Origin of the sequence: Enterobacter sp. Ap-867 (assembly GCF_011752855.1) — a bacterium.
GTDB lineage: Bacteria > Pseudomonadota > Gammaproteobacteria > Enterobacterales > Enterobacteriaceae > Cedecea.
Genome location: NZ_VWWS01000009.1, coordinates 19,090 through 45,920, shown reverse-complemented (window position 1 = coordinate 45,920; position 26,831 = coordinate 19,090). Strand labels below are relative to the sequence as shown.

At 55.7% G+C, this 26,831-nt stretch carries 25 protein-coding genes; 12 read left to right on the top strand and 13 right to left on the bottom strand.

What is annotated here, in order from left to right; all coding sequences use genetic code 11:
- From cysC to cysD, 3 genes are read right to left on the bottom strand one after another with little or no spacing between them, the layout of a single operon-like run.
- A complete protein-coding gene (gene cysC / locus F3J26_RS19945) occupies window positions 1-606 on the bottom strand; it encodes an adenylyl-sulfate kinase (RefSeq protein ID WP_039287155.1) in 606 nt (201 codons plus the stop codon).
- Entirely contained in the window at window positions 606-2,033 is a 1,428-nt protein-coding gene (cysN, locus tag F3J26_RS19940; RefSeq protein WP_166995608.1) for a sulfate adenylyltransferase subunit CysN, read from the bottom strand. Before cysN ends, cysC begins: the two co-directional genes overlap by 1 nt.
- Window positions 2,034-2,044: 11 nt before the next feature.
- Window positions 2,045-2,953 (bottom strand): sulfate adenylyltransferase subunit CysD, encoded by a 909-nt coding sequence (cysD, locus tag F3J26_RS19935; protein ID WP_008458345.1) that lies wholly within the window; start codon window positions 2,951-2,953, stop codon window positions 2,045-2,047.
- A 278-nt stretch (window positions 2,954-3,231) separates the two neighbouring features.
- Between cysD and F3J26_RS19930 the strand changes: the two genes are divergently transcribed.
- Window positions 3,232-4,272 carry an aminopeptidase gene (locus F3J26_RS19930; protein WP_166995606.1) on the top strand — a complete coding sequence of 347 codons (1,041 nt, stop codon included), beginning with the start codon at window positions 3,232-3,234 and terminating at the stop codon, window positions 4,270-4,272.
- A 31-nt stretch (window positions 4,273-4,303) separates the two neighbouring features.
- Here the strand turns inward: F3J26_RS19930 and cysH are convergent, their stop codons facing one another.
- The 3 genes from cysH to cysJ all read right to left on the bottom strand — a co-directional run bounded on the left by cysH (window position 4,304) and on the right by cysJ (window position 8,687).
- Window positions 4,304-5,035, bottom strand: coding sequence for a phosphoadenosine phosphosulfate reductase (gene cysH / locus F3J26_RS19925; RefSeq protein WP_166995604.1), 732 nt, complete (start codon window positions 5,033-5,035; stop codon window positions 4,304-4,306).
- A gap of 134 nt (window positions 5,036-5,169) precedes the next feature.
- Window positions 5,170-6,882, bottom strand: coding sequence for an assimilatory sulfite reductase (NADPH) hemoprotein subunit (gene cysI / locus F3J26_RS19920; protein ID WP_166995602.1), 1,713 nt, complete (start codon window positions 6,880-6,882; stop codon window positions 5,170-5,172).
- On the bottom strand, window positions 6,882-8,687 hold the full coding sequence (gene cysJ, locus F3J26_RS19915; RefSeq protein ID WP_166995601.1) for an NADPH-dependent assimilatory sulfite reductase flavoprotein subunit: 1,806 nt from the start codon (window positions 8,685-8,687) through the stop codon (window positions 6,882-6,884). Before cysJ ends, cysI begins: the two co-directional genes overlap by 1 nt.
- Before the next feature lie 302 nt (window positions 8,688-8,989).
- Here cysJ and queD point away from each other — a divergent pair, with 302 nt between their 5' ends.
- The 4 genes from queD (at window position 8,990) to F3J26_RS19895 (ending at window position 11,599) form a co-directional block, all read left to right on the top strand.
- A complete protein-coding gene (gene queD, locus F3J26_RS19910; RefSeq protein WP_162473299.1) occupies window positions 8,990-9,355 on the top strand; it encodes a 6-carboxytetrahydropterin synthase QueD in 366 nt (121 codons plus the stop codon).
- Between the two features lie 111 nt (window positions 9,356-9,466).
- Complete coding sequence (locus tag F3J26_RS19905; protein ID WP_166995599.1) at window positions 9,467-10,741, top strand: FAD-dependent oxidoreductase; 1,275 nt, start codon at window positions 9,467-9,469, stop codon at window positions 10,739-10,741.
- Entirely contained in the window at window positions 10,738-11,010 is a 273-nt protein-coding gene (locus F3J26_RS19900; RefSeq protein ID WP_166995597.1) for a ferredoxin family protein, read from the top strand. The genes F3J26_RS19905 and F3J26_RS19900 overlap by 4 nt, the downstream gene beginning before the upstream one ends.
- Window positions 11,011-11,023: 13 nt before the next feature.
- On the top strand, window positions 11,024-11,599 hold the full coding sequence (locus tag F3J26_RS19895; RefSeq protein ID WP_008458359.1) for a glycerol-3-phosphate responsive antiterminator: 576 nt from the start codon (window positions 11,024-11,026) through the stop codon (window positions 11,597-11,599).
- Here the strand turns inward: F3J26_RS19895 and F3J26_RS19890 are convergent.
- From F3J26_RS19890 to F3J26_RS19870, 5 genes are all read right to left on the bottom strand, one after another.
- Window positions 11,583-12,449, bottom strand: coding sequence for an electron transfer flavoprotein subunit alpha/FixB family protein (locus F3J26_RS19890; protein WP_166995595.1), 867 nt, complete (start codon window positions 12,447-12,449; stop codon window positions 11,583-11,585). The genes F3J26_RS19895 and F3J26_RS19890 overlap by 17 nt on opposite strands.
- Window positions 12,446-13,225 carry an electron transfer flavoprotein subunit beta/FixA family protein gene (locus F3J26_RS19885; protein WP_166995593.1) on the bottom strand — a complete coding sequence of 260 codons (780 nt, stop codon included), beginning with the start codon at window positions 13,223-13,225 and terminating at the stop codon, window positions 12,446-12,448. The genes F3J26_RS19890 and F3J26_RS19885 overlap by 4 nt, the downstream gene beginning before the upstream one ends.
- Entirely contained in the window at window positions 13,203-14,558 is a 1,356-nt protein-coding gene (locus F3J26_RS19880; protein ID WP_205246576.1) for an MFS transporter, read from the bottom strand. Before F3J26_RS19880 ends, F3J26_RS19885 begins: the two co-directional genes overlap by 23 nt.
- 70 nt (window positions 14,559-14,628) lie before the next feature.
- Window positions 14,629-16,083, bottom strand: coding sequence for an FAD-binding oxidoreductase (locus tag F3J26_RS19875; protein ID WP_008458367.1), 1,455 nt, complete (start codon window positions 16,081-16,083; stop codon window positions 14,629-14,631).
- 70 nt (window positions 16,084-16,153) lie between these two features.
- Window positions 16,154-16,939, bottom strand: coding sequence for an SDR family oxidoreductase (locus F3J26_RS19870; protein WP_008458368.1), 786 nt, complete (start codon window positions 16,937-16,939; stop codon window positions 16,154-16,156).
- 349 nt (window positions 16,940-17,288) lie between these two features.
- Here F3J26_RS19870 and F3J26_RS19865 point away from each other — a divergent pair, with 349 nt between their 5' ends.
- Window positions 17,289-18,587, top strand: coding sequence for an MFS transporter (locus F3J26_RS19865; RefSeq protein WP_166995592.1), 1,299 nt, complete (start codon window positions 17,289-17,291; stop codon window positions 18,585-18,587).
- 26 nt (window positions 18,588-18,613) lie between these two features.
- Window positions 18,614-20,092 carry an FGGY-family carbohydrate kinase gene (locus tag F3J26_RS19860; protein ID WP_166995589.1) on the top strand — a complete coding sequence of 493 codons (1,479 nt, stop codon included), beginning with the start codon at window positions 18,614-18,616 and terminating at the stop codon, window positions 20,090-20,092.
- A 45-nt stretch (window positions 20,093-20,137) separates the two neighbouring features.
- Here F3J26_RS19860 and queE read toward each other — a convergent pair whose 3' ends face one another.
- On the bottom strand, window positions 20,138-20,809 hold the full coding sequence (queE, locus tag F3J26_RS19855; RefSeq protein ID WP_008458374.1) for a 7-carboxy-7-deazaguanine synthase QueE: 672 nt from the start codon (window positions 20,807-20,809) through the stop codon (window positions 20,138-20,140).
- 262 nt (window positions 20,810-21,071) lie between these two features.
- Here queE and F3J26_RS19850 point away from each other — a divergent pair, with 262 nt between their 5' ends.
- From F3J26_RS19850 to F3J26_RS19840, 3 genes are read left to right on the top strand one after another with little or no spacing between them, the layout of a single operon-like run.
- Window positions 21,072-21,785: a nucleoside recognition domain-containing protein gene (locus tag F3J26_RS19850; protein WP_008458376.1), complete on the top strand. Its 714-nt coding sequence runs from the start codon at window positions 21,072-21,074 to the stop codon at window positions 21,783-21,785.
- The gene (locus F3J26_RS19845; RefSeq protein WP_166995587.1) at window positions 21,778-22,245 is read left to right on the top strand and encodes a YjiG family protein; all 468 of its coding nucleotides are present in this window, start codon (window positions 21,778-21,780) and stop codon (window positions 22,243-22,245) included. Before F3J26_RS19850 ends, F3J26_RS19845 begins: the two co-directional genes overlap by 8 nt.
- 3 nt (window positions 22,246-22,248) lie before the next feature.
- Window positions 22,249-23,361 carry a M20 family metallopeptidase gene (locus F3J26_RS19840; protein ID WP_166995585.1) on the top strand — a complete coding sequence of 371 codons (1,113 nt, stop codon included), beginning with the start codon at window positions 22,249-22,251 and terminating at the stop codon, window positions 23,359-23,361.
- A 94-nt stretch (window positions 23,362-23,455) separates the two neighbouring features.
- Here F3J26_RS19840 and F3J26_RS19835 read toward each other — a convergent pair whose 3' ends face one another.
- Window positions 23,456-24,283 carry a MurR/RpiR family transcriptional regulator gene (locus F3J26_RS19835; RefSeq protein ID WP_166995583.1) on the bottom strand — a complete coding sequence of 276 codons (828 nt, stop codon included), beginning with the start codon at window positions 24,281-24,283 and terminating at the stop codon, window positions 23,456-23,458.
- Window positions 24,284-24,459: 176 nt separating this feature from the next.
- On the opposite strand from F3J26_RS19835, the gene F3J26_RS19830 reads away from it, so the two are divergent.
- Entirely contained in the window at window positions 24,460-26,016 is a 1,557-nt protein-coding gene (locus tag F3J26_RS19830) for a PTS transporter subunit EIIC (RefSeq protein WP_166995581.1), read from the top strand.
- Window positions 26,013-26,711 (top strand): N-acetylmannosamine-6-phosphate 2-epimerase, encoded by a 699-nt coding sequence (locus F3J26_RS19825; protein WP_166995579.1) that lies wholly within the window; start codon window positions 26,013-26,015, stop codon window positions 26,709-26,711. Before F3J26_RS19830 ends, F3J26_RS19825 begins: the two co-directional genes overlap by 4 nt.
- The last annotated feature ends 120 nt before the right edge of the window (window positions 26,712-26,831 follow it).

Here is a 26,831-nt window from a genome sequence, read left to right as displayed (position 1 = left end):
TCAGCAATTGATGATATCGTCGCGACGCAGCAGGTCTAATATTTGGGCCACTAAATTTGTTACTAATTGTTCGCCGTCTAAGTGAATTTCGGCCCGCAACGGCGCCTCATACGCCGAATCAATCCCGGTAAAATTCTTCAGTTCCCCAGCCCTGGCCTTCTTGTAAAGCCCTTTAGGATCGCGCGTTTCGCAAATGGCTAACGGCGTGTCCACAAACACTTCGTAGAAACGCCCTTCCCCGGCCCGCTCGCGCACCATTTGCCTTTCAGCCCGGTGAGGCGAGATAAACGCGCTAAGCACGACCAGGCCCGCATCCACCATCAGGCCAGCCACTTCGCCAACCCGCCGGATGTTCTCCTTGCGGTCCTCATCGCTAAAGCCCAGGTCGCTGCACAAGCCGTGGCGAACGTTGTCGCCATCAAGCAAGTACGTGCTTACACCAAGTTTATGCAGCTCTTGCTCAAGGGCACCGGCTACGGTCGATTTCCCGGAGCCGGACAAGCCGGTAAACCACAGCACCGCGCCGCGGTGCTTGTGCAAGGCTTCACGCTGCTCACGCGTCACCGGATGAGCATGCCAGACCACGTTTTCATCATGGTCGGCCATTATTTGCCTCCCAGCAGATCGCGCGCGCCCCAGTGTGGGAAGTGGCGACGCACCAGGGCATTAAGCTCAAGCTCAAACGCGCTGTAGGCCGAAGGTTCCTGATAAACCTCTGTCTGCGGCTCGCGCACCATGCCAGCGCCGACGGTCACGTTGCTCAGTCGGTCAATGAAAATCAGCCCGCCGGTCACCGGGTTGGACTGATATTTATCGAGCACCAGCGGCTCATCGAAGGTGAGATCCACCAGCCCAATTCCGTTCAGCGGCAAACTTTCTACCACGCGCTGAGTCAGCGAGTTAATTTCAACCTGGTACTGAATATTGTCGACGCGCGCACGGGTTTTCTTCCCGGCGATTTTGATATCAAAGCTCTGGCCCGGTACCAGCGGCTGTTCCGCCATCCAGACGACATCCACTTTCGCGCTCTGCACCGCGGCCAGCGATTCCGTCGCTTCCACCAGCAGATCGCCCCGGCTGATGTCGATTTCGTCTTTCAGCACCAGGGTAATCGCTTCCCCCGCGCCGGCTTGTTGCAAATCTCCATCAAAAGTCACGATTCGGGCGATGCTGGATTCGACGCCAGACGGCAGCACTTTGACGCGCTGGCCTACGCTAACGGTGCCGGAAGCGAGCGTCCCCGCATAGCCGCGGAAGTCGAGATTAGGACGGTTCACGTACTGTACCGGAAAGCGCATTGGCTGCTGCTCCACGCCGCGAATAATCTCTACCGTTTCCAGCACTTCGAGCAGCGTCGGGCCGCTGTACCACGGCATTTGAGCGCTGGCGCTGGCGACGTTATCCCCTTCCAGCGCGGAAAGCGGCACAAAACGGATATCCAGGTCCGCCGGCAGCTGTTGAGCAAAGGTCAGGTAATCCTGCTTGATCTGCTCGAAGCTCTGCTCGCTGAACGCCACCAGATCCATCTTGTTGATCGCCACCACCAGATGCTTGATCCCCAGCAGCGTGGAGATAAAGCTGTGCCGACGGGTTTGATCCAGCACACCTTTGCGGGCGTCGATCAGCAGGATCGCCAGGTCGCAGGTTGATGCCCCGGTAGCCATATTGCGGGTGTACTGTTCGTGCCCCGGCGTGTCGGCAATAATGAATTTGCGTTTCTCGGTGGAGAAATAGCGGTAGGCCACGTCGATGGTAATGCCCTGCTCGCGCTCGGCCTGCAGGCCATCCACCAGCAACGCTAAGTCGAGCTTCTCGCCCTGCGTGCCGTGACGTTTGCTGTCGGTATGCAACGACGAGAGCTGATCTTCATAAATCTGGCGTGTGTCGTGCAGCAGGCGGCCAATCAGGGTGCTTTTTCCGTCATCGACGCTGCCGCAGGTCAAAAAGCGCAGCAGGCTTTTGTGCTGCTGGGCGTGCAGGTAGGCTTCGACGCCGCCTTCATCAGCGATTTGTTGTGCAATAGTGGTGTTCATCTGGCGGCTCCTTAGAAATAACCCTGGCGTTTTTTCAGCTCCATCGAGCCGGCCTGGTCGCGGTCAATCATGCGTCCCTGGCGTTCACTGGTAGTGGAAACCAGCATCTCTTCGATGATCTCCGGCAGCGTCTGCGCGGTTGACTCCACCGCGCCGGTCAGCGGCCAGCAGCCCAGGGTACGGAAGCGCACCATACGTTGTTCAATCACTTCACCCGGCTGCAAATCGATGCGATCGTCGTCAATCATCATCAGCATACCGTCGCGCTCCAGCACGGGACGCGGTGCCGCCAGATACAGCGGAACGATGTCGATATTTTCCAGGTAGATGTACTGCCAGATATCCAGTTCGGTCCAGTTAGAGAGTGGGAACACGCGAATACTTTCGCCTTTATTTATCTGGCCGTTGTAGTTATGCCACAGCTCAGGCCGCTGGTTTTTTGGGTCCCAGCGGTGGAAGCGATCGCGGAAAGAGTAAATACGCTCTTTCGCACGGGATTTCTCTTCATCGCGGCGCGCGCCGCCAAAGGCAGCATCAAAACCGTATTTATTCAGCGCCTGCTTAAGCCCTTCGGTTTTCATGATATCGGTATGCTTGGCGCTGCCGTGAACGAACGGGTTAATACCCATCGCTACACCTTCAGGATTGCGGTGTACGATAAGATCGCAGCCGTAGGCTTTCGCCGTGCGGTCACGGAATTCGTACATTTCGCGGAATTTCCAGCCGGTATCAACGTGCAGCAGCGGGAACGGCAGCGTACCTGGGTAGAAAGCTTTACGGGCCAAATGGAGCATGACCGAAGAGTCTTTCCCAATGGAATACATCATCACCGGATTAGAAAATTCGGCAGCGACCTCACGGATAATATGGATGCTTTCAGCTTCCAGTTGCCGCAAGTGAGTGAGTCGTTTTTGGTCCATAACCTTCCCTTAAGCAGATGCGCCACGGCCGTTCATCGCAGCCGCTTGAGATTTAATCTAAGGGGACTATAAGTCTTGGGCTTATTTGTTATGAAATTACGAATTGGAATGACTAGTTCCCGAAAAGAATAACGCCACGGCAAAGCTAACGACAAAATGTGCTTAACCAGTCGTTTTTTCGCGGGTTTAAGAGCAAATGAAATTGTTTAACCTGGCTCACAGTTTCATACTAACGGCGCTTAAAATTTCCGACTAATAAAGATGAATAAGGACGTACTATGTTTTCCGCATTGCGCCGCTCGGTGATTTGCCTGGCGCTGGGCGCGTGCTTTAGCTTTCCCGCAGTGGCGAAGGTCACGCAGCAAGGCGACCTTGCCGACCAGCAAACCCGCCATATCGCGACTTATTTTCCGGGCCGAATGACCGGCAGCCCTGCCGAAATGCTGGCCGCAGACTATATTCAGCAGCAGTTTAAAAGCTGGGGATACCAGAGCGATATTCGCCAGTTTAATACCCGCTATATCTACACCACGAAAGCGGGACATCAGACCTGGCATAACGTCGCTAGCAGCAGCGTGATTGCCGCCCGTGAAGGTAAACTGCCGCAGCAAATTATTATCATGGCGCATCTGGACACCTATACGCCGCTCAATGATAAAGACGTGGACAATAATCTCGGCGGCCTCACGCTGCAGGGCGTGGACGATAATGCTTCCGGCCTTGGCGTCATGCTGGAGCTGGCCGAGCGCCTGAAAGATATTCCTACCCGCTACGGCATCCGCTTTATTGCCACCAGTGGAGAAGAAATTGGCTCCCTGGGTGCGAAAAATATTCTGGAGCGCATGAGCAAAGCGGAGCAGGCCAACACGCTGCTGGTGATCAACCTGGACAGCCTGATCGTTGGCGATAAGCTCTACTTCAATAGCGGGGCATCAACGCCTGCGGCCGTGCGTAAACTGACCCGCGATCGCGCGCTGACGCTGGCTCATCGCGCCGGGATTCAGGCCACCAGCAATCCGGGACTGAATACGAAATACCCGAAAGGCACCGGCTGCTGTGGCGATGCTGAACCATTCGACAAGGCCGGGATCCCGGTGCTGTCCGTGGAAGCCACCAACTGGACGCTTGGGGCGAAAGACGGTTATCAGCAGCGCAGTAAAAACAAGGCATTTCCAGACGGTACCAGCTGGCATAACGCCACGCTCGACAACCTCGAGTATCTGGATAAAGCGCTGCCGGGCAGAATTAAGCGCCGCAGCCATGACACGGTGCGTATTCTGCTCCCGCTGGTGAAAGAGTTGGCGAAGGCCGGGAAGTGATTTTCCCCTCGCCGCAATGGCGAGGGGGTATTTATTCGTGCAAACCGCACTCGCGTTTCAGGCCAAAGAAGCGCGTCTCTTCTTCTGCCATGCCAGGTTCCCATTTACGGGTGGTGTGGGTATCGCCGACGGACAAATAGCCCTGATCCCAGAGCGGATGGTACTTCAGCCCGTGCTCGGTCAGGTACTGGTAAACCGTGCGGTTATCCCAGTCGATGATCGGCAGAATTTTAAAGACTTCACGCTGTACGGCCAGCACCGGCAAATTGGCGCGGCTGCCGGACTGTTCACGACGCAGGCCAGCAAACCAGGTTTGCGCCTCCAGCGTTTTCAGCGCGCGGTTCATCGGCTCAACTTTGTTGATGTCGTTGTAGCGCTCAATGCCCTCCACGCCCTGCTCCCACAGTTTGCCGTAACGCGCTTCCTGCCAGGCCGGGCTTTCGGTCGCGCGGAACACCTGCAAATTCAGCTTCAGCTTGTCGGTAAGCTCGTCGATAAACTGGTAGGTTTCCGGGAACAGATAGCCGGTATCGGTCAGGATCACCGGGATATCGGGGCGCTGCTGCGTGACCAGATGCAGACACACGGCGGCCTGAATGCCGAAGCTGGACGAGAGCACAAATTCCCCAGGCAAATTTTCCAGCGCCCAGGTCACGCGCTGCTGCGCGCTAAGTTTTTCCAACTGAGCGTTGACTTCGGCGAGCGCCATGACGCGTTCGACTTTAGGAAGGGCGTTCAGTTCGTTTAAATCAAGTACGGACATACGTGCCTCACTTAGTAATCAATGACCCTTACCCCGGCCCTCTCCCTGGAAGGGAGAGGGGGAAGCGAAGCCAGGCAATCGTTATGCTAATCCCCTCTCCCCTTTGGGGAGAGGGTTAGGGTGAGGGGAAAAAACTAGTCCCACAAATCCCTGGCCGGATCGAGCACCGGGCGAATAATCCCAGCGCGTACGGTAAAATCACCAAAGCCTTCGTCGGTCTCACGTTCTTTCGCCCAGCGGCCCACCAGCTCATCAATCGAGCTGAGGATCTCCGGCTCGGTGATGTTTTCGCGGTACATGCGCGGAATACGCGTCCCGATACGGTTGCCGCCAATGTGCAGGTTGTAGCGCCCTGGCGCTTTCCCCACGAGGCCAATTTCGGCCAGCATCGCGCGGCCACAGCCGTTCGGGCAGCCGGTAACACGCATCACAATGTGCTCATCCGGCACTTTGTGTTTATCCATCACCTGCTCAACTTTGGTGACAAACTCCGGCAGGAAGCGTTCGGCTTCCGCCATCGCCAGCGGGCAGGTCGGGAACGCCACGCAGGCCATTGAGTTCTCACGCTGCGGCGTAACCGCATTCATCAAGCCAGACTCGGTTGCCAGCTTCTCAATTTTAGCCTTTTCGCTTTCCGGCACACCGGCGACGATCAGGTTCTGGTTTGCCGTCAGGCGGAAATCACCTTTGTGGATCCTGGCTATCTCCAGCAGACCGGTTTTCAGCGGTCGCCCAGGGTAATCCAGGATGCGGCCATTTTCGATAAACAGCGTCAGGTGCCATTTGTCGTCAATGCCCTTCACCCAGCCAATACGATCGCCGCGGCCGGTAAATTCGTATGCGCGGGTTGGCTCAAACTTGATGCCAGCGCGGCGCTCAACCTCCGCCTTAAACACGTCAACGCCAACGCGCTCAAGGGTATATTTGGTTTTAGCATTTTTACGGTCGGTACGGTTTCCCCAGTCGCGCTGGGTTGTCACCACCGCTTCCGCTACCGCCAGAGTATGCTCCAGCGGAATGTAGCCGAATTCGCTTGCCGTGCGGGCATAGGTATTTTTATTCCCGTGCTCGATGGACAAGCCACCGCCGACCAGCAGGTTGAAGCCAACCAGCTTGCCGTTTTCCGCAATCGCAATGAAGTTCATGTCGTTGGCGTGCAGATCCACGTCGTTCTGCGGCGGGATTACTACCGTAGTTTTAAACTTACGCGGCAGATAGGTCGGCCCCAGAATCGGCTCTTCGTCGGTGGTGGCGACTTTTTCTTTGTCCCACCAAATTTCGGCGTAGGCGCGGGTGCGCGGCAGCAGGTGCTCAGAGAGCTTTTTCGCCCATTCGTAGGCTTCCTGATGCAGCTCAGACTCCACCGGGTTAGAGGTACACAGCACGTTACGGTTCACGTCGTTGGCCGTCGCCAGCGCGTCCAGGCCCACCTCGTGCAGCATTTCATGCGCGGGCTTGACATTCTTCTTCAGAATGCCGTGGAACTGGAACGTCTGGCGGTTGGTCAGACGAATGCTGCCGTAGATAGTCTTATCTTCGGCAAACTTATCAATAGCCTGCCACTGCTGGGTGGTGATAACCCCCCCCGGCAGGCGACAGCGGAGCATCATCGCGTGACGCGGCTCCAGCTTCTGCTCAGCGCGTTCGGCTCGAATATCACGGTCATCCTGCTGATACATGCCGTGGAAGCGGATCAGCAAGAAGTTGTCGCCGTTGAAACCGCCGGTCAGGCCATCCTGCAGATCTTCTTTAATGGTGCCGCGCAGAAAATCGCTGTCGCGCTTCAGGCGTTCGGCGTCGACCAGTTTGCCTTCGACCACCAGAGGGCCAGGGTGTTTTTCACTCATTAGTAGACATCTCGCTGATAACGGCGCTCAACGCGCAGCTCACTTAAAAATTCATCTGCCGCTTCGGTGTCCATGCCACCGTGGACGGCAACCACTTCCAGTAACGCCTGCTCAACGTCCTTCGCCATACGGTTGGCGTCGCCGCAGACGTAAATGTGGGCACCTTCCTGAATCCAGCGCCACAGTTCCGCGCCTTTCTCGCGCAGTTTGTCTTGTACGTATATTTTATGCTGCTGGTCACGGGACCAGGCTAAATCGATGTTCGTCAGCAGGCCGTCTTTGACGTAGCGCTGCCATTCCACCTGATAAAGGAAATCTTCGGTAAAGTGCGGGTTGCCAAAGAACAGCCAGTTCTTGCCGCCAGCGCCGTCGCTGTCGCGCTGCTGAATAAAGGCACGGAACGGGGCGATGCCGGTGCCAGGGCCAATCATAATGACCGGAGTTTCAGGGTTGGCCGGTAAGCGGAAGTTATCGTTATGTTCAATGAACACGCGCACTTCGCCATCTTCCTCAAGGCGGTCGGCCAGGAAACCTGAAGCGCCACCGCTGCGGGCACGGCCTTCGATGTCATAGCGCACCGCGCCCACGGTAATGTGGACTTCGGTTTCAGCTTCCGCCTGCGAAGAGGCAATAGAATAAAGGCGCGGCGTGAGCGGACGCAGCAGGCCAGTCAGCTGTTCAGCCGTCAGTTCTGCCGGGGCGTAGCGCGCCATGTCCACAATCGGCGTGGTCTGTGCGTAATGCTGTAATTTGGCTTTATCGCCCACCAGCTCCAGCAGCGCCGTATTGCGGGTCAGCTGGGCGTAGTTTTCAACGATATTGCCGGTGTTGACCGTCAGCTCGAAGTGCCACTGCAGCGCTTCGCTTAACGGCAGCGTTTTGCCATCGACGGTGACGCTTTCATCGCCTTTCAGCCATAGCAGATCCGTCAGCTCTTTCACCAGCGCCGGATCGTTCTGATACCAGACACCAAGCGCATCGCCCGGCTGATAGCGCAGGCCGGAGTTGCCAAGATCGATTTCGATATGGCGCACGTCTTTATCGGAGTCACGGCCGGTAATTTTCTGGTTCACCGCAAGCGTGGCGGTCAACGGTGATTCTTTGCTGTAAGGGCTGGTGAAGATTTCGTTGCTCACGCCCGTGGCCGTCGCGGCAGCCTGAGCCGGTGTTTCGGCCGGGACGCGGGATTTCAGCAGTTCAACGATTTGGCTGCGCCATGCCTGGGCCGCAGGCTGGTACTCTACGTCGGTATCAACGCGATCCAACAGGCGCTCGCCGCCTAATTCAGACAGTTTACTGTCGAAGTCTTTGCCTGACTGGCAGAAGAATTCATACGAGCTGTCACCGAGGCCAAAGACGGCAAACGCGGTGCCGTTCAACTTCGGTGCTTTTTTCGAGAACAGGAATTTGTGCAGGGCCACGGCCTCTTCAGGCGGCTCCCCTTCCCCTTGCGTGGAACTGACGACAATCAGCAGTTTTTCCTGGGCAATTTGTTTGAATTTGTAGTCGCCCGCGTTCACCAGATTGACGTTCAGCTTCGCCGCCAGCAGGTCGTCCCGCAGCTGCTCACTCACGCGGCGTGCGTTGCCGGTCTGCGACGCGGAAATTAGCGTAATCACTGGGACTTCTGCCGCAGGGGCCAGAGCCGCCGCGACAGCACCAGGCTGCTGGTTAATCATTCCCCAGAAATAACCGGATAACCAGGCCAGCTGAGTGGTTGAAAAATCAGTGGTCGCCGCCTGAAGGCGTGCCAGCTGGTCCGGCGTTAACGGCAGCAAAGCGCTCGGTGGAACCTGAGAAGTCATACGTATTTAGCTTCCAGTAGCAAAGGGCAAAAAAGGGCTTACAGACTGTAATGAGTCAAGGTTAACCAGCAGGTTATCAACAATTAAAGAAGGGATGGAAATAATAAATAACTAAAACGACTAATCGTTTTTTCAGGTAAATCATAGTGTTAAAAGTGATTACCTAACTATCTGATGAATATAAGATTTCAGCGCATTCACCGCTATTTACACCATGCTGCAGGGCAATGCGCCGTTTAGTTAATGCGAAAAATAGTCCATTCCGCTATCATGCGGCGGTTTTTTGAATTCCAGAGAGTCGAATGATGTCCACCACCCTGTTTAAAGATTTTACCTTCGAAGCCGCCCACCGCCTGCCGCACGTCCCGGAAGGTCACAAATGCGGTCGCCTGCATGGCCACTCCTTTATGGTGCGCCTGGAAATCACCGGCGAGGTAGATCCTTATACCGGTTGGATCATGGACTTCTCCGAGCTGAAAGCCGCGTTTAAGCCAACCTACGATCGCCTCGATCACTATTATCTGAACGATATCCCAGGGCTTGAAAACCCCACCAGCGAAGTGCTGGCGAAATGGATTTGGGATCAGATGAAACCTGTTGTGCCACTGCTAAGCGCGGTGATGATCAAAGAAACCTGCACCGCAGGCTGCGTCTACCGCGGCGAATAAGCTAAAAAAAGTCCGGAAATCACTCCGGACTTTTCCTCTCTGCGTCCCCCATCAAGCTAATTTTCATCCCACTTTGGTAAGCTGCGACGTCGCAACTAAAAGGTGCACGGGATGGCCACTACAGATTTCGATATTATCGTCGTTGGCGCGGGGATCGCAGGCTCCTGCTGCGCGGTAGAGTGCGCGCGCGCCGGGCTAAATGTTCTGCTTGTTGAGCAGGCAGCTCAGCCGGGAGGCAAAAACCTGTCGGGCGGCAGGCTTTACACCGCCGCGTTTGATGCCCTCTTTCCTGATTTTTCTCGCGCCGCCCCACTCGAACGCTGTATCACCCATGAAAAACTCTCCGCGCTGACGGCAGAAACGTCCACGACGTTGAGTTTCCAGCACCCTTCGGCAGCGTCATACAGCGTGCTGCGTGCCCGGCTGGATCCGTGGCTGTTCCAGCAGGCTGAACAATCGGGCGCGCAGTGCCTGACGGCGACTCAGGTCGATAGCCTGCATGTTGAAAGCGGCGCGGTGAGCGGCGTGGTGATCGAAGGCGAAGTGCTGAGCGCCAAAGCCGTGGTTATCGCCGAAGGGGCCAATACTCTGCTGGCGGAACAGCACAAGCTGTTGCACAAGTTACCCGAGCACAGCGTTGCCGTGGGCGTGAAAGAAGTGCTGGCGCTGCCGAAAGAAGATCTCGAGAACCGCTTCTCGCTTGAAGGTAACGCCGGTGCCGCCTGGCTCTTCACCGGCGGCATCTGCGGTGAACAGCCTGCGGGCGGGTTCCTCTATACCAATCTCGATACGCTGTCTGTCGGCATTGTCTGCCCGCTCTCTTCAATTCGGGCTGCCTCTGCTTCGCTTCCCGATCTGCTGGAAAACTTCAAGCAGCACCCGACGCTGCGCCCGCTTCTGCGACGTGCCCAGCTGGTGGAATACGGCGCACATCTGATTCCTGAATGTGGCCTGAACGGGCTTCCCGAGCGCCTGGCCGGCCCCGGCTATTTGCTGGTGGGCGACAGCGCCCGTTTCTGTATCAATACCGGTTTCACCGTGCGCGGCATGGATTTGGCGGCGCTTTCGGCAAAAGCGGCGGCGCAAACGCTGATTCAAGCGCTACAAGAAAATATCAGTGTCGATCTTCATCAGGCGTACCGCCACCAGTTGGCGTGCACTTCGCTGTGGGCGGTGCTGGAGCGCTATCGCAAAATGCCTGATTTTTTACAAACGCCGGGGCTGTTTCAGGACTATCCGCACCTGCTGGCTGAGCTGCAGCGTGATATCTTTGATCCCCAGTATTCACCGCCACCACGACTCAGCAGCCTGCTGTGGAAACATGCCCGCAAAACGGGTATTTCCAGACTGGTTAAAGACATTTTTCGCGGAGGGCGCAGCCTGTGAACCTGCATGAGAAACTGGCCAGAAACGCCTGGCAACCTGCGGAGAAACCACACATTGTCCCCGCAGATAATCCCGATATCGAACAGCTTACTCTGCTGGTACGAGCCTGCCCCGCCGGGCTATACCGACAGAAAGAAGACGGCAGCCTGCACATTGATACCCCCGGCTGCCTGGAGTGCGGCACCTGCCGCCTGCTGTGCGACGAACAAACCCTCAGCCGCTGGCGCTACCCGCCCGCAGGCTGCGGCATCCAATTACGCTTTGGTTAATGGAGTCCAAGCTGTGTCCCTGATGTCCCTACTCAAGCAACACCCGCTGATTGCAGCGGTAAAAGATAACCAGAGCCTGCAGCTGGCGCTGGAATCCGACTGCCAGGTGATTTCCGTGCTGTACGGCAATATCTGCACCATTACCGGCATCGTGCAGCAAATTAAGAAGGCGAATAAATACGCGCTGGTGCACGTCGATTTACTGGAAGGGACATCGAATAAAGAGATTGTGATTAACTTTCTGAAACTGGTGACCCAGGCCGATGGCGTGATCAGCACCAAAGCGCCAATGGTGAAAGCGGCCAGGGCGCAGGGGTTCTTTGCCATTCACCGGCTGTTTATCGTCGATTCCATCTCTTACCACAACATCGATAAACAGGTGGCCCAGTCGAACCCGGACTGCATCGAGATCCTGCCGGGATGTATGCCGAAAGTGATGAAATGGGTCACAGAAAAAATCGACCTGCCGGTGATTGCCGGTGGCCTGGTGTGCGACGCGGAGGATGCCAACAACGCACTCAGCGCCGGGGCGTTGGCTATCTCCACCACCAATACCGGCGTCTGGCAGTTGGCTAAATATCTTCCCTGACACAGGTTTGCAGCTCGGTTAGTACCGGCAGCAGGTCATCGACGATCCCCACATCGGCGTGGCGGAAAATCGCCGCCTGCGGATCGTTGTTGATGGCAACAATGAACCGGCTGTGGGCAATACCGCTGATAAAGGCCGGAGCGCCGGAGACACCTGCCGCAATACAAACGTCTGCGGCAACCTGGGTACCGGACATCCCCAGCAGTTTGTCAATGCTGCACCAGGCGTGCATCACCGCTTCGCGGCTGGCGCCGGTTTCCATGCCCAGCCCGCAGGCAATCTTCTCTACCTGCGCCATGGCTAGAGGGCTGCCAACTCCCCGCCCCACCGCCAGCACAAGCCTGGCATCGGCCAGGCCGGATTCGGCTTCATCGGCAATTGCCCCGGATTCAAGCAGCCAGGCGGGCTTCTGTGCTGCCACGGGAATCGGTACATACTCGATCTCCGGCTGCCAGGTTTTGGCTCCCGGCGCGGCGACTACGCTCAGGCACCAGGGCTTATTGTGCAGTTGAAGCTCAGCCACCAGCGCGCCGCCATAGGCGTTTTTGCGCACCACCTGCCGGGCAAAATCCGCGTCGTTAATCGCGCTCCACGCCTCCCCTTGCAGCCGGTGAGCCAGCCGGGTGGCAAGCTCCGCGCCCTGCCAGCCAGAAGGGAATAACAGCATGTCTACTGGGGCAGGCACGAAATGGGTATACAACCCCTCCAGCAGCGGCTCGCTGAGTTCACTCTCCGGCAGCAGCCAGGCTTCGACATGTTCTGGTGCCATTTCACTGCACGCAATGAAATGCCCTATCTCACTGAGCGCCGACGCTTGCCTCGCTTCAGGCAGAACCAGGGCAATTTTCATGATTTCATCCTTTTACGTAGCCAGTCGCGGTAGAGGCTGCGGACCTTTTCGCGCACATCGCTGCCCTGAATGATTAAGCCGCCGCGCTGCCGCTGAGGGTGATCCAGCCCGACCAGAGGAGAGAATGCCTCCTCATGACCAGGGATTTTCACAGGCAAGACCTCAACGTCCGAAGCTTTCACCGCCAGCTTTTGTCGCAGGCCAGGCGTTCTAAGGCAGTAATCTCCACGGCTTTCAATCATCAGCACCGCAGGCAGCCGCACGGTCAGGCTGCGTTTTCCTGCGCCGTGCCGCTGTTTCAGGCAAAGCTGCTGCCGTTCAGCATCGAGCGTGAAATCATAGACCTGAGTGAAACACGGCCAGCCCAGCTGTTCGGCGAGGTAAAACCCCATCTGGCCGCTGTTACCTTCGGCGCTGCGTGAGCCCATGACCACCAGAGATTGAGAATGTTGCTGCTGCCATGCGGCCAGCAAGGCAGCCACTGAGGCGGGAGAAAAAGTCAGCTCGTCATCCGGCTGCAGCCGAACGGCTCGCAGGAACCCCAGCGCTTTGAACTGGCGAAGAAAGCTGTCCGCACGCTCGTGACCAATGCTTAAGGCGGTAAGGTTTAAGCCTTCAGCCTGACGCAGCAGTATCTCCGCGGCAGCAGCCTCATCTTCTCCCAGACAAGGGCGCGTTATCGAGGTGTCCAGGCTGCCCTGTCCGGCGGTCAGCCAGTCTTTTTCCGCCAGCATGGCGAGGTCTGGCTCGGCCTTAAAGGCTAACAGAATGTTCATGATTCACCCCCGGCGGCTGCTCTTTATTCCCGGACGCGGCCACAAGGCTCATGTTTCGCGTTTCCGGCGCCCAGAAGACGGAAACCAACAGGCCCAGCATCAGAACCGCGCTCAGCAACAGCATAGTGTTTTGCACCCCGAAGGAGACCAGCGCCACCGGCAGCAGTCCGGTGCTAATTGCCGAACCCAGGCGGCTCATCGACGTCGCAAACCCTACGCCCAGCGAGCGAATATCCGTCGGGAAGCTTTCCGCCGGCAGCACACCGACCAGGTTGCTGACCGCCGAAATGGTCAGCGTAAAAACAAAGAACAGCAGCAGGATGAGGGTGCCGTGTTGTTCCGGCACCAGCGCCAGTGCGGTAAGGCTGAAGAACAGCACCAGAAAACCGCCGATCAGGAAGCCGCGTCTTGAGCAGCGGTGGGTCAGCACCAGGCCCGCGATCGCGCCCACCACCAGCACCACATTCAGCAACAGGCTGGCGGTCAGGCCATCCTGCATACCCAGCAGCCCGGTAATGGACGGCAGCCAGGTATAAATCGCAAACCACGGGATCACCAGGCAGACAAAGAACAGGCTATTAAACGCGGTACGCCGCCAGTATTGCCCGGAAAACAACGTGCGGAGATGGCGGGAAGTTGGCACCGCAATCTCATCGCTAATAACAACATGTTCGCCGAAGCAGCGGCGCACAATCTGATGCGCTTCGGACACCCGCCCCTGGCGAAGCAACCAACGAGGAGATTCCGGGGTGCCCCAGCGCAAGACAGTGATTAACAACGCAGGTAACGCGGCCGACGCCAGCAGCCAGCGCCAGGCTTCCGGCCCGCTCTCCACTAGCTGATGCCCAATGAGGCTCGCCAGCACATAACCCAGCGTCCAGACCACGCTAAAAGCGCCGAGCAACACGCCACGATGTTTGCGCGGGGCAAATTCGGCCAACATGGTGTGGCCCACGGAGTAGTCGCCGCCCAGCCCGATGCCAATCAGCACCCGCAGCAGAATCAGCTGCTCTACGTTACTAACGAAAAATTGTAAAAAGGAGGCCAGCGTGATGAGCACGAAGCTGAAGTTAAAGATTTTCTGACGACCAATATGATCGGAGATCCAGCCCAGCACCAGGCTGCCCAGAAACAGCCCAAACAGCGCCGAGCCGCCCACTAATCCTTCCTGAAGCGGCGTCAGGCTCATTTGCGGCGCAATCATCACCAGCGCAAAGCCAATTACGCCGAGCACGTAGCCGTCCGTCAAGTGAGCGCCGAAGGTCAGCCCGGCAATGCGTAAATGAAAGCGATTAAGCGGCAGGTCATCCATACGAACCGGTTCGGCGTGCATACTGATTCCTTTGTCGATCCGTAAATGAAGAGGTCGGCTCCTGAGAGCCGACCCGTGCGGTTATGTACGATTATTTTTCAATCGGCCAAATCGTGCCGGTGTTCATGATGCCGTTCGGATCGTACTGATCTTTCAGGCCCTGCATGATTGGCCAGGCGGTACCGTGCTCCAGCCTGGACCAGTGCACGCGGTGCTTGCCGATCCCGTGGTGGTGCACCATCGAGCCGCCGAGGCGAATCGTCTCTTCCACGATGATTTTGTTCAGCGGATTGTGGTACTTGTCGATCTCCTCTTCCGGCTTGCAACCCACCACGTTGTAGTCGTACACGAAGTACATGTTGGTGCCGTTGATGTAGCTGTGGGAAGAGTGGCCGCCCAGCATAGTGATATCACCCGCATGTGGGAACTCGTTGCGAATGCGCTCGATCACATTGTGGTAAATCTCATTAATGCAGCTCCAGCTGCCAGAAACTTCCGTGGTAAAGCCCATGTTGCCGGTTTTCAGGATCTGCACACGTTCGGCGGCCACTTTGTCTGGCCCCCAGTTCAGGTTGTTGAACCAGGTTTCGATGAGCTTGCTGTCCACTTTCTTGCATTCCGGGTGGCGGGCAACAATTTCTTCGATGCCCGCGCCGGTCGCTTCAGCCAGGCGCTTAGAGCCTTCTGCCATAAAGATCAGCACGCATTTGCCGTCGGCAAAATGGGTGAAGTGCTGGGTGCCATCTTCGGCGTCATACAGGCGGGCAATCGACGGACGGTAGCCTTCCACCATCACTTCACGCAGGATGTTGAACCCGGTCTTCATGTTGTCGAGGATGTAGCCGTAGAACAGGTTGTTTTCCGGCATGTACTTGAAGATTTTTACCGTTACTTCGGTGATGTAGCAGAGCGCCCCTTCGTTGCCGATGATCACGTGGCGAATGTCCGGGCCAGCGGCACGGCGCGGCACGTTTTTAATGCGAGTGATGCTGCCGTCCGGGAACACGGCTTCCAGACCAACCACCATGTCCTCAATCGCCCCGTACAGGGTTGAGAACTGGCCGATGCTGCGGGTTGCCACAAGGCCGCCCATTTGTGCCAGCGGTTTGGACTGCGGCGAGTGGCCGGTGGTGTAGCCTTTTTCACGCAGGGCATCTTCCAGCACTTCCAGCGGCACGCCGCACTGGGCGGTGGCCTGCATGTTTTCAATGTCGATATCGACAATCTTGTTCAGCCCGGAGCCATCCAGCACCACGGAGTTTTTCACCACCGCTTCCAGGCCGCCTTCCGTTGCGGAAGCGCCGGTTCGCGGGATACAGGTGATGTGGTTGCTGTTCAGAAACGCCAGTACGCTGGAGACTTGCTCAGTGTTCTGCAGTTTCACTACCGCGGCCGGCAGCGGCTGAGTGTACACGCCATGAATATCCGCATATTTTCTGAACCGGTCGATACTGTTTTTCTGTAATACTTTTTCATCGGTAATAACCTGCTGCGGACCAACGATTTCTTTTAATTGATCCACAATTGCTTCGCGAGATAAAGACATGACAACTCCTTCTTGACAAATAAGGGAATACGGATATAAATAATAGAAAGCAGGAACCACCCTGCGAAAACTACCTGACTAAATAACCACCATCAACGACTAACAAATGGCCATTAACATAATCTGAAGCACGGCTGGATAAATAAACCATTGCCCCCATAAGATCCTGCGTTTCACCCCAGCGGTTGGCTGGAATATGATCCAGTACGCGCTTGTTGGTTTCCGGATTTTTACGCGTTTCGGTAGTAATATCGGTGGCATAATAACCAGGCGCAATACCGTTCACCTGAATATTATATTGGCCTAATTCATCGCAATACGCTTTCGTTAAACCGGCCAGCGCGTGTTTTGTGGCGGAATAAGCCGGAGACCATTGGCCGCCAAGATAAGAAAATAGCGAACAGATATTAATAATTTTTCCGTGCTTTTGCGGAATCATCACTTTGGCCGCCTCGTGACTTAATTCGAACGCCGCGGTCAGGTTGATGTTGATCATCGGGTCCCAGTCGGCGCGGCCGAAATCCAGCACCTTGTTGAGCTTACAGATCCCGGCGTTGTTGACCAGAATATCCACCGAACCAAAGGTTTCCAGGCACTGGGCGATGACCTGAGCCGGGGCACCTTTCTCCGTGATATCCACGGTCATAAACGCCACTTTTACGCCTTGTTGTTCAATTAGTTGACGCGTTTCGCCTTTCTCTTCCACCACCGTTGGAATAAACACATTCGCGCCAGCCTTAGCCAGCGCCATGGCGAAGGCCTGCCCCAGCCCGCTGTTACCGCCGGTGACAATCGCCGTCTTCCCCTTGAGCGAGAAGAAGTCCAGTGAGAATTCGTTGAGTGCGCTGAGCGACATGATGAACTCCTTAAATTTTTTAAACGCAAAAAAAATGAGAAAAGCAAGCTCCCCCCGAAAGGGAAGTTACTTTTCTCATCGTCTCTAGTAACTGGCTAAAATAAGTATCACAGCGGTGGGGGCATGTTGTGTGATCAACATCACAACTCATTAACAAGAGGGTTCTATCGCTAAATTATTCGCCGTGAAAACCAATATCGTGATATTTCTCACACTAAAAAAACACGCTGCATGTTAATAATCTCCGCAATTACTAGAGCCCATGAGAAAAGTAATCAGCCCTTAAAAGGGGATTGGTTACTTTTCTCTTTTTTTTGTCTTTAACAATCCTGATTACTGAGAGCACACCATGCGTGATTCAAATTTTCGTCGCTGGCTAACGCTGGCAATAATAAGTATCAGTGGTGGTGTAAGTTTTGACCTTGCTTATTTAAGGTATATTTACCAAATCCCCATGGCAAAATTCATGGGATTTAGCAATACCGAAATAGGCTTAATTATGAGTACTTTCGGAATAACCGCAATTATCCTTTATGCGCCGAGTGGAATTATTGCTGATAAATTCTCTCACCGCGTAATGATGACGCTGGCGATGATTGCCACCGGCCTGTTGGGGATTGTGATGGCTTTCTATCCGCCGCTGTGGGTAATGATCGTCATTCAGGTCGCCTTCGCCGTGACCACCATTCTGATGCTGTGGTCGGTCTCCATTAAGGCGGCTTCCCTACTGGGGGATCATAGCGAGCAGGGAAAAATCATGGGCTGGATGGAAGGCCTGCGCGGCGTCGGCGTGATGGCGCTGGCGGTATTCACCATGTGGGTGTTTTCGCGCTTTGCGCCGGAAGATGCCAACAGCCTTAAAGCCGTTATTCTTATCTACAGCGGCGTTTATATTGCGCTTGGCGTGCTGTGTTGGTTCTTTGTCAGCGACGGCTTTACCGGCCGCACAGAAGGTGCTCAGGCAGCCAAAAAACCGGCCTTCCAGCTCAAAGATATTCTGTCCGTTTTACGGATAAGTACCACCTGGTACTGCAGTATGGTGATCTTCGGGGTTTACACCATTTATGCCATCCTGAGCTATTCCACCAACTATCTGACCGAGATGTACGGCATGTCGCTGGTGGCCGCCAGCTACATGGGCATCGTGATCAATAAAATCTTCCGCGCCTTTTGCGGCCCGCTGGGCGGCATTATTACGACCTACAGCAGAATTAAATCGCCCACTCGCGTGGTGCAGTTGCTCTCTATTGTTGGCGCAGTCGCACTGGTAGCGCTGCTGGCGACCAACGCCAATCCTCAGTCCGTTGCGATGGGCATTGGGCTTATTTTGCTGCTGGGGTTCACCTGTTACGCCTCACGCGGGTTGTACTGGGCCTGCCCCGGCGAAGCGAGAACGCCGCCCTATATTATGGGAACCACCGTGGGTATCTGTTCGGTCATCGGCTTCTTGCCGGACGTATTCGTATACCCGCTTGTCGGCCACTGGCAGGACACCCTGCCCGCAGAAGAAGCCTACCGCAACATGTGGCTGATGGGATTAGCCGCACTGTGCATGGTCATCGTGTTTGCCTTTTTGCTGATTCGCAAAATTCGCGCCGCCGACATCGCACAGGAAAAATTGGCATCGCTGGCCGCAACGGGCGAGTGATGAGGGAAAATTGAAGGAGAAAGGCAATGTCGAAGCAATACATCATTGGGATTGATGGTGGGAGCCAGAGTACAAAAGTCGTGATGTACGATCTGGCAGGTAATATCGTCTGCGAAGGCAAGGGGCTGCTGCAGCCGATGTACACGCCGGACGCGGATACCGCCGAACACCCTGACGACGATCTGTGGGACTCGCTGTGCCGCGCCGGGCAGGATTTAATGAGCCACTTCACAGGAGACATAAGTGCGATAGTTGGGATTGGCCTCGGCTCCATACGCTGCTGTCGCGCCTTATTAAAGGCCGACGGCACCCCAGCTGCGCCGCTGATCAGCTGGCAGGATGCCCGCGTCACCCGCCCCTACGAGCACACAAATCCTGATGTGGCCTGGGTGACTTCATTCTCGGGTTACCTGTCCCATCGCTTAACCGGCGAGTTCAAAGACAATATCGCCAACTATTTTGGCCAGTGGCCGGTGGACTACAAAACGTGGTCATGGAGCGACGACGGCGAAGTGCTGAAGAAATTTAATATTCCGCGCACCATGCTGTTTGATGTTCAGATGCCGGGCACGGTCATTGGCCATCTCACAGAAAATGCAGCGAAGGCTACGGGCTTCCCGGCCAGATTACCGGTCGTTTGTACCACCAGCGATAAGCCGGTTGAAGCGCTTGGGGCCGGGCTGCTGGATGATGAAACGGCGGTGATTTCTCTCGGCACCTATATCGCGCTGATGATGAACGGCAAAGCGCTGCCAAAAGCCCCTGTGGCCTACTGGCCCATTATGTCGTCTGTGCCTGAAACGCTGTTGTATGAGGGCTACGGCATCCGCAAAGGGATGTGGACGGTAAGCTGGCTGCGGGACATGCTGGGCGAGTCATTGATTCAGGATGCCAAAGCGCAGAATCTTTCCCCGGAAGGGTTATTGAACAAGAAAGCAGCGCTGGTGCCGCCGGGCTGTAACGGCTTAATGACCGTGCTGGACTGGCTGACCAATCCCTGGGAACCGTTTAAGCGTGGGATCATGATAGGTTTTGATTCCAGCATGGACTACGCGTGGATTTACCGCTCGATCCTCGAAAGCATCGCCCTGACGCTGAAAAACAACTACGACAATATGTGCCATGAGATGGACCACTTTGCCAAACATGTGATTATCACTGGCGGCGGCTCCAACAGCGACCTGTTTATGCAGATCTTTGCCGACGTGTTTAACCTGCCGGTCAGGCGTAACGCGATCAACGGCTGCGCAAGTCTGGGTGCGGCAATCAACACCGCCGTCGGGCTGGGGCTGTATACCAGCTATGAAACCGCCGTCGAAAAAATGGTGCGGGTCAAAGACGTGTTTATGCCCGTTGAAAGCAACGCTAAACGCTATGAGGCGCTAAACAAAGGCATTTTCAGGGAGTTAACGCAGCACACTGACGTTATTCTGAAAAAATCGTATCAGGTGATGCACGGCGAGTTAGATAACACGGACTCGATTCAAAGCTGGTCCAACGCTTAACTAGCGGTTTACGCCGGGTGTGATGGCTACACCCGGCTTTGCTCATCAGGCAATATTCAAATACTTGTGCGTCTGCATCGACAGGCGCCAGTTGCGCGCGATGCAGGTTTCGATGCACAGACGCGTCGCGTCCTCTTTTTGGCTGATTGGCTGCAACGCGATGATGCGGCTTTTCTCATCCGTCAACGTAGCCAGCAGTTCGTCCAGCGCTTCGACGTCACGCATACGCCCAACCGGGTGCTTAATTTCATCCGCGCGTTCCAGCGCCTGGGAGAGAATGTCGTACCCGCCGCGCATGTTCACCTTCGGGGAAACCGTCACCCAGGTATTTGCCGTGCAGCGCACTTCATGCGTGCCGCTGGTTTCTATCTGGCAGCTAAACCCGTTTTTCTCGAGCAAATCTGTCAGCGGCGTGAGGTCGTGAATGCACGGCTCACCGCCGGTGATCACCACATGCCTCGCGGTATAGCCCTGGCGGCCAATCACGGTAAGTAGATCTTCGGCGCTTGCCGCGCCCCATTTATCGCTTTCTTTAGTTTTGGCCAGGATACTGAACAGCGACACTTCACGATCCGCGAGCTTATCCCAGGTATGTTTGGTATCGCACCAGGCGCAGCCTACCGGGCAACCCTGCAGGCGAATAAAAATGGCGGGCACGCCGGTAAAATAGCCTTCCCCTTGCAGGGTCTGGAACATCTCGTTAATCGGGTACTGCATAATCATCTCAGTCATAGTCACAAAAAGTAATTATCGCAGAACTGGCGATGGAGATCATGCGAAAGCGGCTGCACCACGGCGATACCTGATGCCCATGTCGCGCAAACATTCTCTATTCTCACGGTTACTGTGTGCCAGTTCTCAACTTTCTTATGGTGATTAAACGTTCGTTCCTCATGTTGATCGTCGTCATAACAGCACGTATTGCTAACTTCTAGCATCCCTCTGGCTTTCCCCCTGAAATTACATAAGGAAATGATAAATGGATGATTCTTCTGTTCCCGGACAACAAAGAGTTGGGCCCGCCGCCTGGTTTAGCCTGCTGTTTGCGATGGTCTTTTTTTCTGGCCTGTTAGGCGGAAAAAACTGGTACGGGGTGTTTGACTTCACCACGCTAAACGGCGCCTTTGGCAAAGTGGTCAGCGGCGTTAACCCGGCCGGAGAATCGCTGGATGTTGCCAAAAGCGCCTTCCGCGGCAACGGCGGGTATGGCGCAATGGACGGTTTTCTCTTCGCTTTCGGCCTGATTCCCGCCGTGATGTTTGCGCTGGGCATGATTAACGTGCTGGAACACTACGGCGCGCTGCGGGCCGCAAGAAAACTGCTGACCCCTCTCCTTCGTCCCCTGATGGGCGTGCCCGGTGCCACGGGCCTTGCGCTAATCGGCAGCCTGCAGAGTACCGACGTTGGCGCGTCACTCACCCGCGTGCTTGCCGATGAAGGCCAGATTACCGAAAAAGAAAAAACCGTGTTCACTATGTTCCAGTTTTCCGCTGGCGCCATGATCACCAACTTTTTCTCTTCCGGGGCCGTGCTCTTCACGCTGATCGCCGTTGACGGCAGCCAGGCCGTGCCAAGCTCTATCGGCATGTGCGTCGCCGTGATGTTCATGATGAAAATCGTAGGGGCAAACATGATGCGCCTGATCCTGAACGTCACAGAACGGAAAACAAAAACGGAGGCGCAACATGGCTGATGCAGCAAAACCGATGATCACCGATGTCTTTGTTGCCGGCGCGCGCAAAGGCTGGACCATCGCCACAACCAGTACGCTACCTAACGTGTTGATGGCATTCATTATTATCTATGCGCTTGAGCTGACGGGCGCGCTGCAGGGCATGGCGTGGCTGTTTGGCCCGGTAATGAAACTCTTTGGACTGCCCGGTGAAGCCGCTGCAGTGCTCATCGGCGGCTGGATGTCGATGGGCGGCGGCGTAGGCGTCGCTATCAGCCTGTTTGAAGGAGGCATTCTCAGCGGCGAACACCTGGCGATTCTCGCACCGGCCATCTATTTGATGGGCTCTCAGGTGCAATACGCCGGGCGTATCCTCGGCGTGGTCGGTATTCCGGCGAAACGCATTCCTCTGATGATAGCCCTTTCCGTACTCAACGCATTTTGCGCCATGCTGATCATGCGCGTGCTTATTCTGGAGTAACCCATGGATCTGAAACAGTATCTTCAAGAGTTAAAAAGCGTCGTGAATATCGACTGCGGCACCGCCACCGTTGCGGGTGTGGAAGAAGTCAGCCGTATCTTTCAGCAATGGTATCTGTCAGAAAACTGGCACTGCGACAGCGCCGACCTGGGGAACAAAGTGGGGCCGGGCTTGTTCGCCACGAATAAGCCTGACGCCACACAGTACGACGTTTTGCTGGTGGGGCATATGGATACCGTCTTCCCGCCGGGAACCGTCTCAGAGCGCCCTTTCAGCATTGAAGGCGACCGCGCCTATGGGCCAGGCGTGTCAGACATGAAAAGCGGGTTGTTATCTATTCTTTGGGCTCTACGCGGCCTGGACAAAGCCGATCTTGATCGGCTAGCTATCGCCGTGGCCATGAACCCGGACGAAGAAACGGGTTCAGCCCATTCACACGAATGGATAGGCGGCATAGCAAAACGCAGCCGCTGCGTGCTGGTGTGCGAGGCGGCAAGAGCCGACGGCTCTCTGGTGAAAGCCAGAAAAGGCATGGCCCGTTACCGCCTGACTTTTAAAGGCGTAGCCGCCCATGCGGGCAACGATCCGGAAAAAGGCCGTTCTGCGGTGAAAGCGCTCGCCCACGCGGTACTGGCAATCAGCGATCTGGCCGATATGACGAAGGGTACCACGTTGAACACCGGCGTGATTTCCGGCGGCGTTGGGGCGAATATCGTGGCGGATCGCGCGGAGATGATTGTCGATCTCCGCTTCAATGATAACGACGAATATCTGCGGGTTAACGAGGCCGTTCAGTCGTTCCGCCACCGCCAGTTCGAGCCTGATGTGTTAACCATCGTCGAACAGCAGGCACAAACGCCCGCGATGTCACCTTCCGCTGAAACGGAAAAGCTGATGAAGCTGGTGGAAAAAGCCGGTCAGGCTGTCGACGTGGAAGTTCGCTGGCAGGCGGTGGGAGGCGGCTCAGACGCCAACCACACGGCGGCCCTGGGCGTACCTTCCCTGGACGGGTTTGGCCCTGTCGGCGCAGGATTCCATTCCCCTTCCGAATATCTGGAGCTCAACAGTATCGAACCACGGGTTCGACTGCTGCGCGAAGTGATCCGCTCGCTATAAAAAAAGGCCGGGGAATTCCCGGCCTTCTCTCTTATTGGTAAGCCTCTGTCGCCGGACGCCCATACGGCAAAAAAAAGCATTCTGCAGTGAGAGCCTAGATCAGCAGCGGCAGGGTGGCGCTGGCGGTCTGCTGACTGGCCAACGCGTAATGGCTACCGTGGGTGACCAGTTCATTAACCAGGGCTTCGACCAGCAGCATCGCCCCCACTTTTGCGTTCAGCGAACCGGCGCTCAGAGGCCCTTCAGGCTTGGCAGCAACGAGCAAAAGGTCGGCCAAATCTGCCAGCGGGCTACGCAGCGTGTTGCTCAGAAGAATGACCCTGGCGTGGCGCTTTTTGGCAATTTTCACCGCATTAAGCAGGTCTTTCGTGGAACCTGAGCTGGAAATAACAATCGCTAAATCCTTCTCCCCCAACGTTGCCGCGTTCATCGCAGCCCGGTGCATATCGCTAAAGAGCTGGGCAGACTTACCCAAACGTAGAAGCTTGTAATGCAGGTAATCACCCATAATAGCGCTGGCGGCAACGCCGTAAATCTGTACGGATGATGCTTCATGTAATGCCAACCCCGCCTGCCTGAGCGCCTCGCGATTTATCAATTTCCCGGTATCAATGAGGGCCTGAACGGACTCTTGCACCAGCTCATCAATGCTGTCCCCCTGCGAGACGGCCTGAGGTTGCTCCTGCTGGACATCAAGCGCAACCGCCATTTTAAATTCGGTATAGCCCTTACAGCCCAGATGACGGCAAAGGCGCGTCACGCTCGCCTCACTGGTATCGCTCTCTTTTGCCAGCTCCGTGATGGTCAGGTACAGCACTTTTTGCGGCTGGGTCAGAATGAAATCCCCCAGTTTTTGCAGCGTCGGGCTATAGCCCGGTAGCCCCTGTCGCAGGTGCAGCAAAATATTCTCATTGTCCGTCATCAACACTCGTCCCGCCTTACTGAATCAACTCTGCATAGTGTGGCGGAAAGCGGTCTAACAGCGCCAGCATATTCGATTAATTGTGATGACGATCGGTATTATGGTAAAAATTTTCAGATCACAAAAAACATTATGATAAAAATTTTCATCACAATAATCTTTCGTGAGGAAAATTTATGTCAGTGTTAAGCGGGACCTCCTCGGGGGGCTGGTTTGAAAAAGCGCAGCGGTTCGGTAAATCGTTCATGCTGCCCATTGCGGTGTTGCCCGCGGCGGGTTTGCTATTGGGGATAGGCGGCGCACTGTCTAACCCTAATACGGTCAAGGCCTACCCGTTTCTTGATGTTGCCTGGCTACAGGGCATTTTTACCATCATGGCCAGCGCAGGATCGATCGTGTTTGCTAACCTTGCGGTGCTTTTCGCCGTGGGGATAGCCGTGGGACTGGCAAAAGGAGACAAAGGCACTGCCGGGCTGGCCGCGCTGCTGGCCTATCTGGTGATGAATGCCACTATTAATGCACTGCTAACCCTGACAGGCGCCCTTGCCTCATCGAATCCTGGCGCTGTCGGGCAGGGAATGGCTCTCGGCATTCAGACGCTTGAGACCGGCGTGTTCGGTGGCGTGGTTATCGGGCTAATTACCTCATGGCTGCACAATCGCTATAACAAAATTGCACTGCCTCAGTTCCTCGGCTTCTTCGGTGGCTCGCGATTTATCCCCATTATCAGTTCGCTGGCGGCAATTCTGGCGGGGGCGGGGATGACAATTGTCTGGCCGCATTTCCAAAAGCTTATCTTTGGTATGGGTGGCCTGGTAGACGCTACGGGCTATTTGGGTACTTTCATCTACGGGTTTGTGCTGCGGATGCTTGGCCCATTCGGCCTACACCATATTTTTTACCTGCCGTTCTGGACCACAGCGCTGGGCGGGAGTGAAATGATTAATGGTCATCTGGTGGAAGGCACGCAGCGTATCTTCTTTGCTCAGTTGGCCGACCCGAATACCCAGCAGTTTTACATCGGTACCGCGCGTTTTATGTCTGGCCGATTTATTACCATGATGTTTGGCCTGCTGGGCGCCTGCCTGGCGATGTATCACACCGCTAAACCAGAAAACCGCAAGCGGGTCGCGGGGTTACTGCTCTCCGCGGCGCTAACATCCTTCCTCACCGGCATCACCGAGCCGATTGAGTTTTCATTCCTGTTTATTGCGCCTGTGTTGTATGTCATCCATGCGGTGTTTGACGGCCTGGCCTTCATGATGGCGCATATTCTACACATCACGATCGGCCAAACGTTCTCAGGCGGCTTTATCGATTTCATCCTGTTCGGCGTGCTTCAGGGCGAGGCGAAAACGCACTGGCTGTATGTGCCCCTGGTCGGTATTCCCTGGTTCTTCCTGTACTACTTCACCTTCCGCTTTGTTATCACCCGCTTCAATTTCAAAACGCCGGGCCGGGAAGATGTTTCGACGGAAACCCAGGAGATCAACGCCAGCGAGCGGTCACAGCAGATTATTACCGCCTTGGGGGGCAAAGAGAACATTGCCGAACTGGATTGCTGCGCGACCCGACTTCGAGTGACCCTGAACAACGGAGATAGGGTCGATGAAACCCTGCTGAAACAGACGGGAGCACGCGCCGTTATTGTTCGCGGCAACGGCGTCCAGGTGATTTACGGGCCCCACGTCACCATCATCAAAAATGAAGTAGAGGAGCTACTCGCATTATGAAACCCTCCATGTTGTCGCAGATTCAGGGGAAGCTTATCGTCTCCTGTCAGGCGTTGGAAAATGAACCGCTTCACAGCCCGTTTATTATGTCTCGTATGGCGCTAGCCGCCCTTCAGGGTGGCGCGGCGGCTATTCGTGCTAACAGTCTCGTCGACGTACAAACGATTATGGAAACCGTAGATTTACCGGTAATTGCCATCATCAAACGAGATTACCCAGGCAGTGATGTTTACATCACGCCAACGTTGAAAGAAGTTGATGAGCTTATGGCCGCGAAGCCGGCGATGATTGCTCTCGACGCCACTGCCCATCAGCGGCCGGGCGAGTTGACATTGCCAGCGCTGGTGGCAGCAATTCGCCAGCGTTACCCGGACTTACTCCTGATGGCGGACATTGCCACAGTAGAAGAAGCCCGACAGGCGGCGAAGCTCGGTTTTGACTGCGTGGGGACAACGCTGCACGGATATACGCCGGAAAGCGAAGGTCAAATTCTCGCAGCCGATAACTGCCGTTTCTTACGTGAGGTCGTGAGCGCCGTTGACGTGCCAGTTATCGCTGAAGGAAATGTAGACACGCCGGAAATGGCGGCGTATTGCCTGACGCTGGGGGCGTATGCGGTCGTGGTGGGGGGCGCAATTACTCGCCCGCAGCAAATCACCCGTCGTTTTGTCAACGCCATTTCAGGCGCGGAATAGTCAATCAGAGTCGGTTCAGCTCTGGGGTTGAACCGGCTGATTAACGCGTTAGCCAGGTCCATTAAGAATATTCACAAGACGAAAAAAAACCCGCCGAAGCGGGTTTTTCAAAGTCTAAAG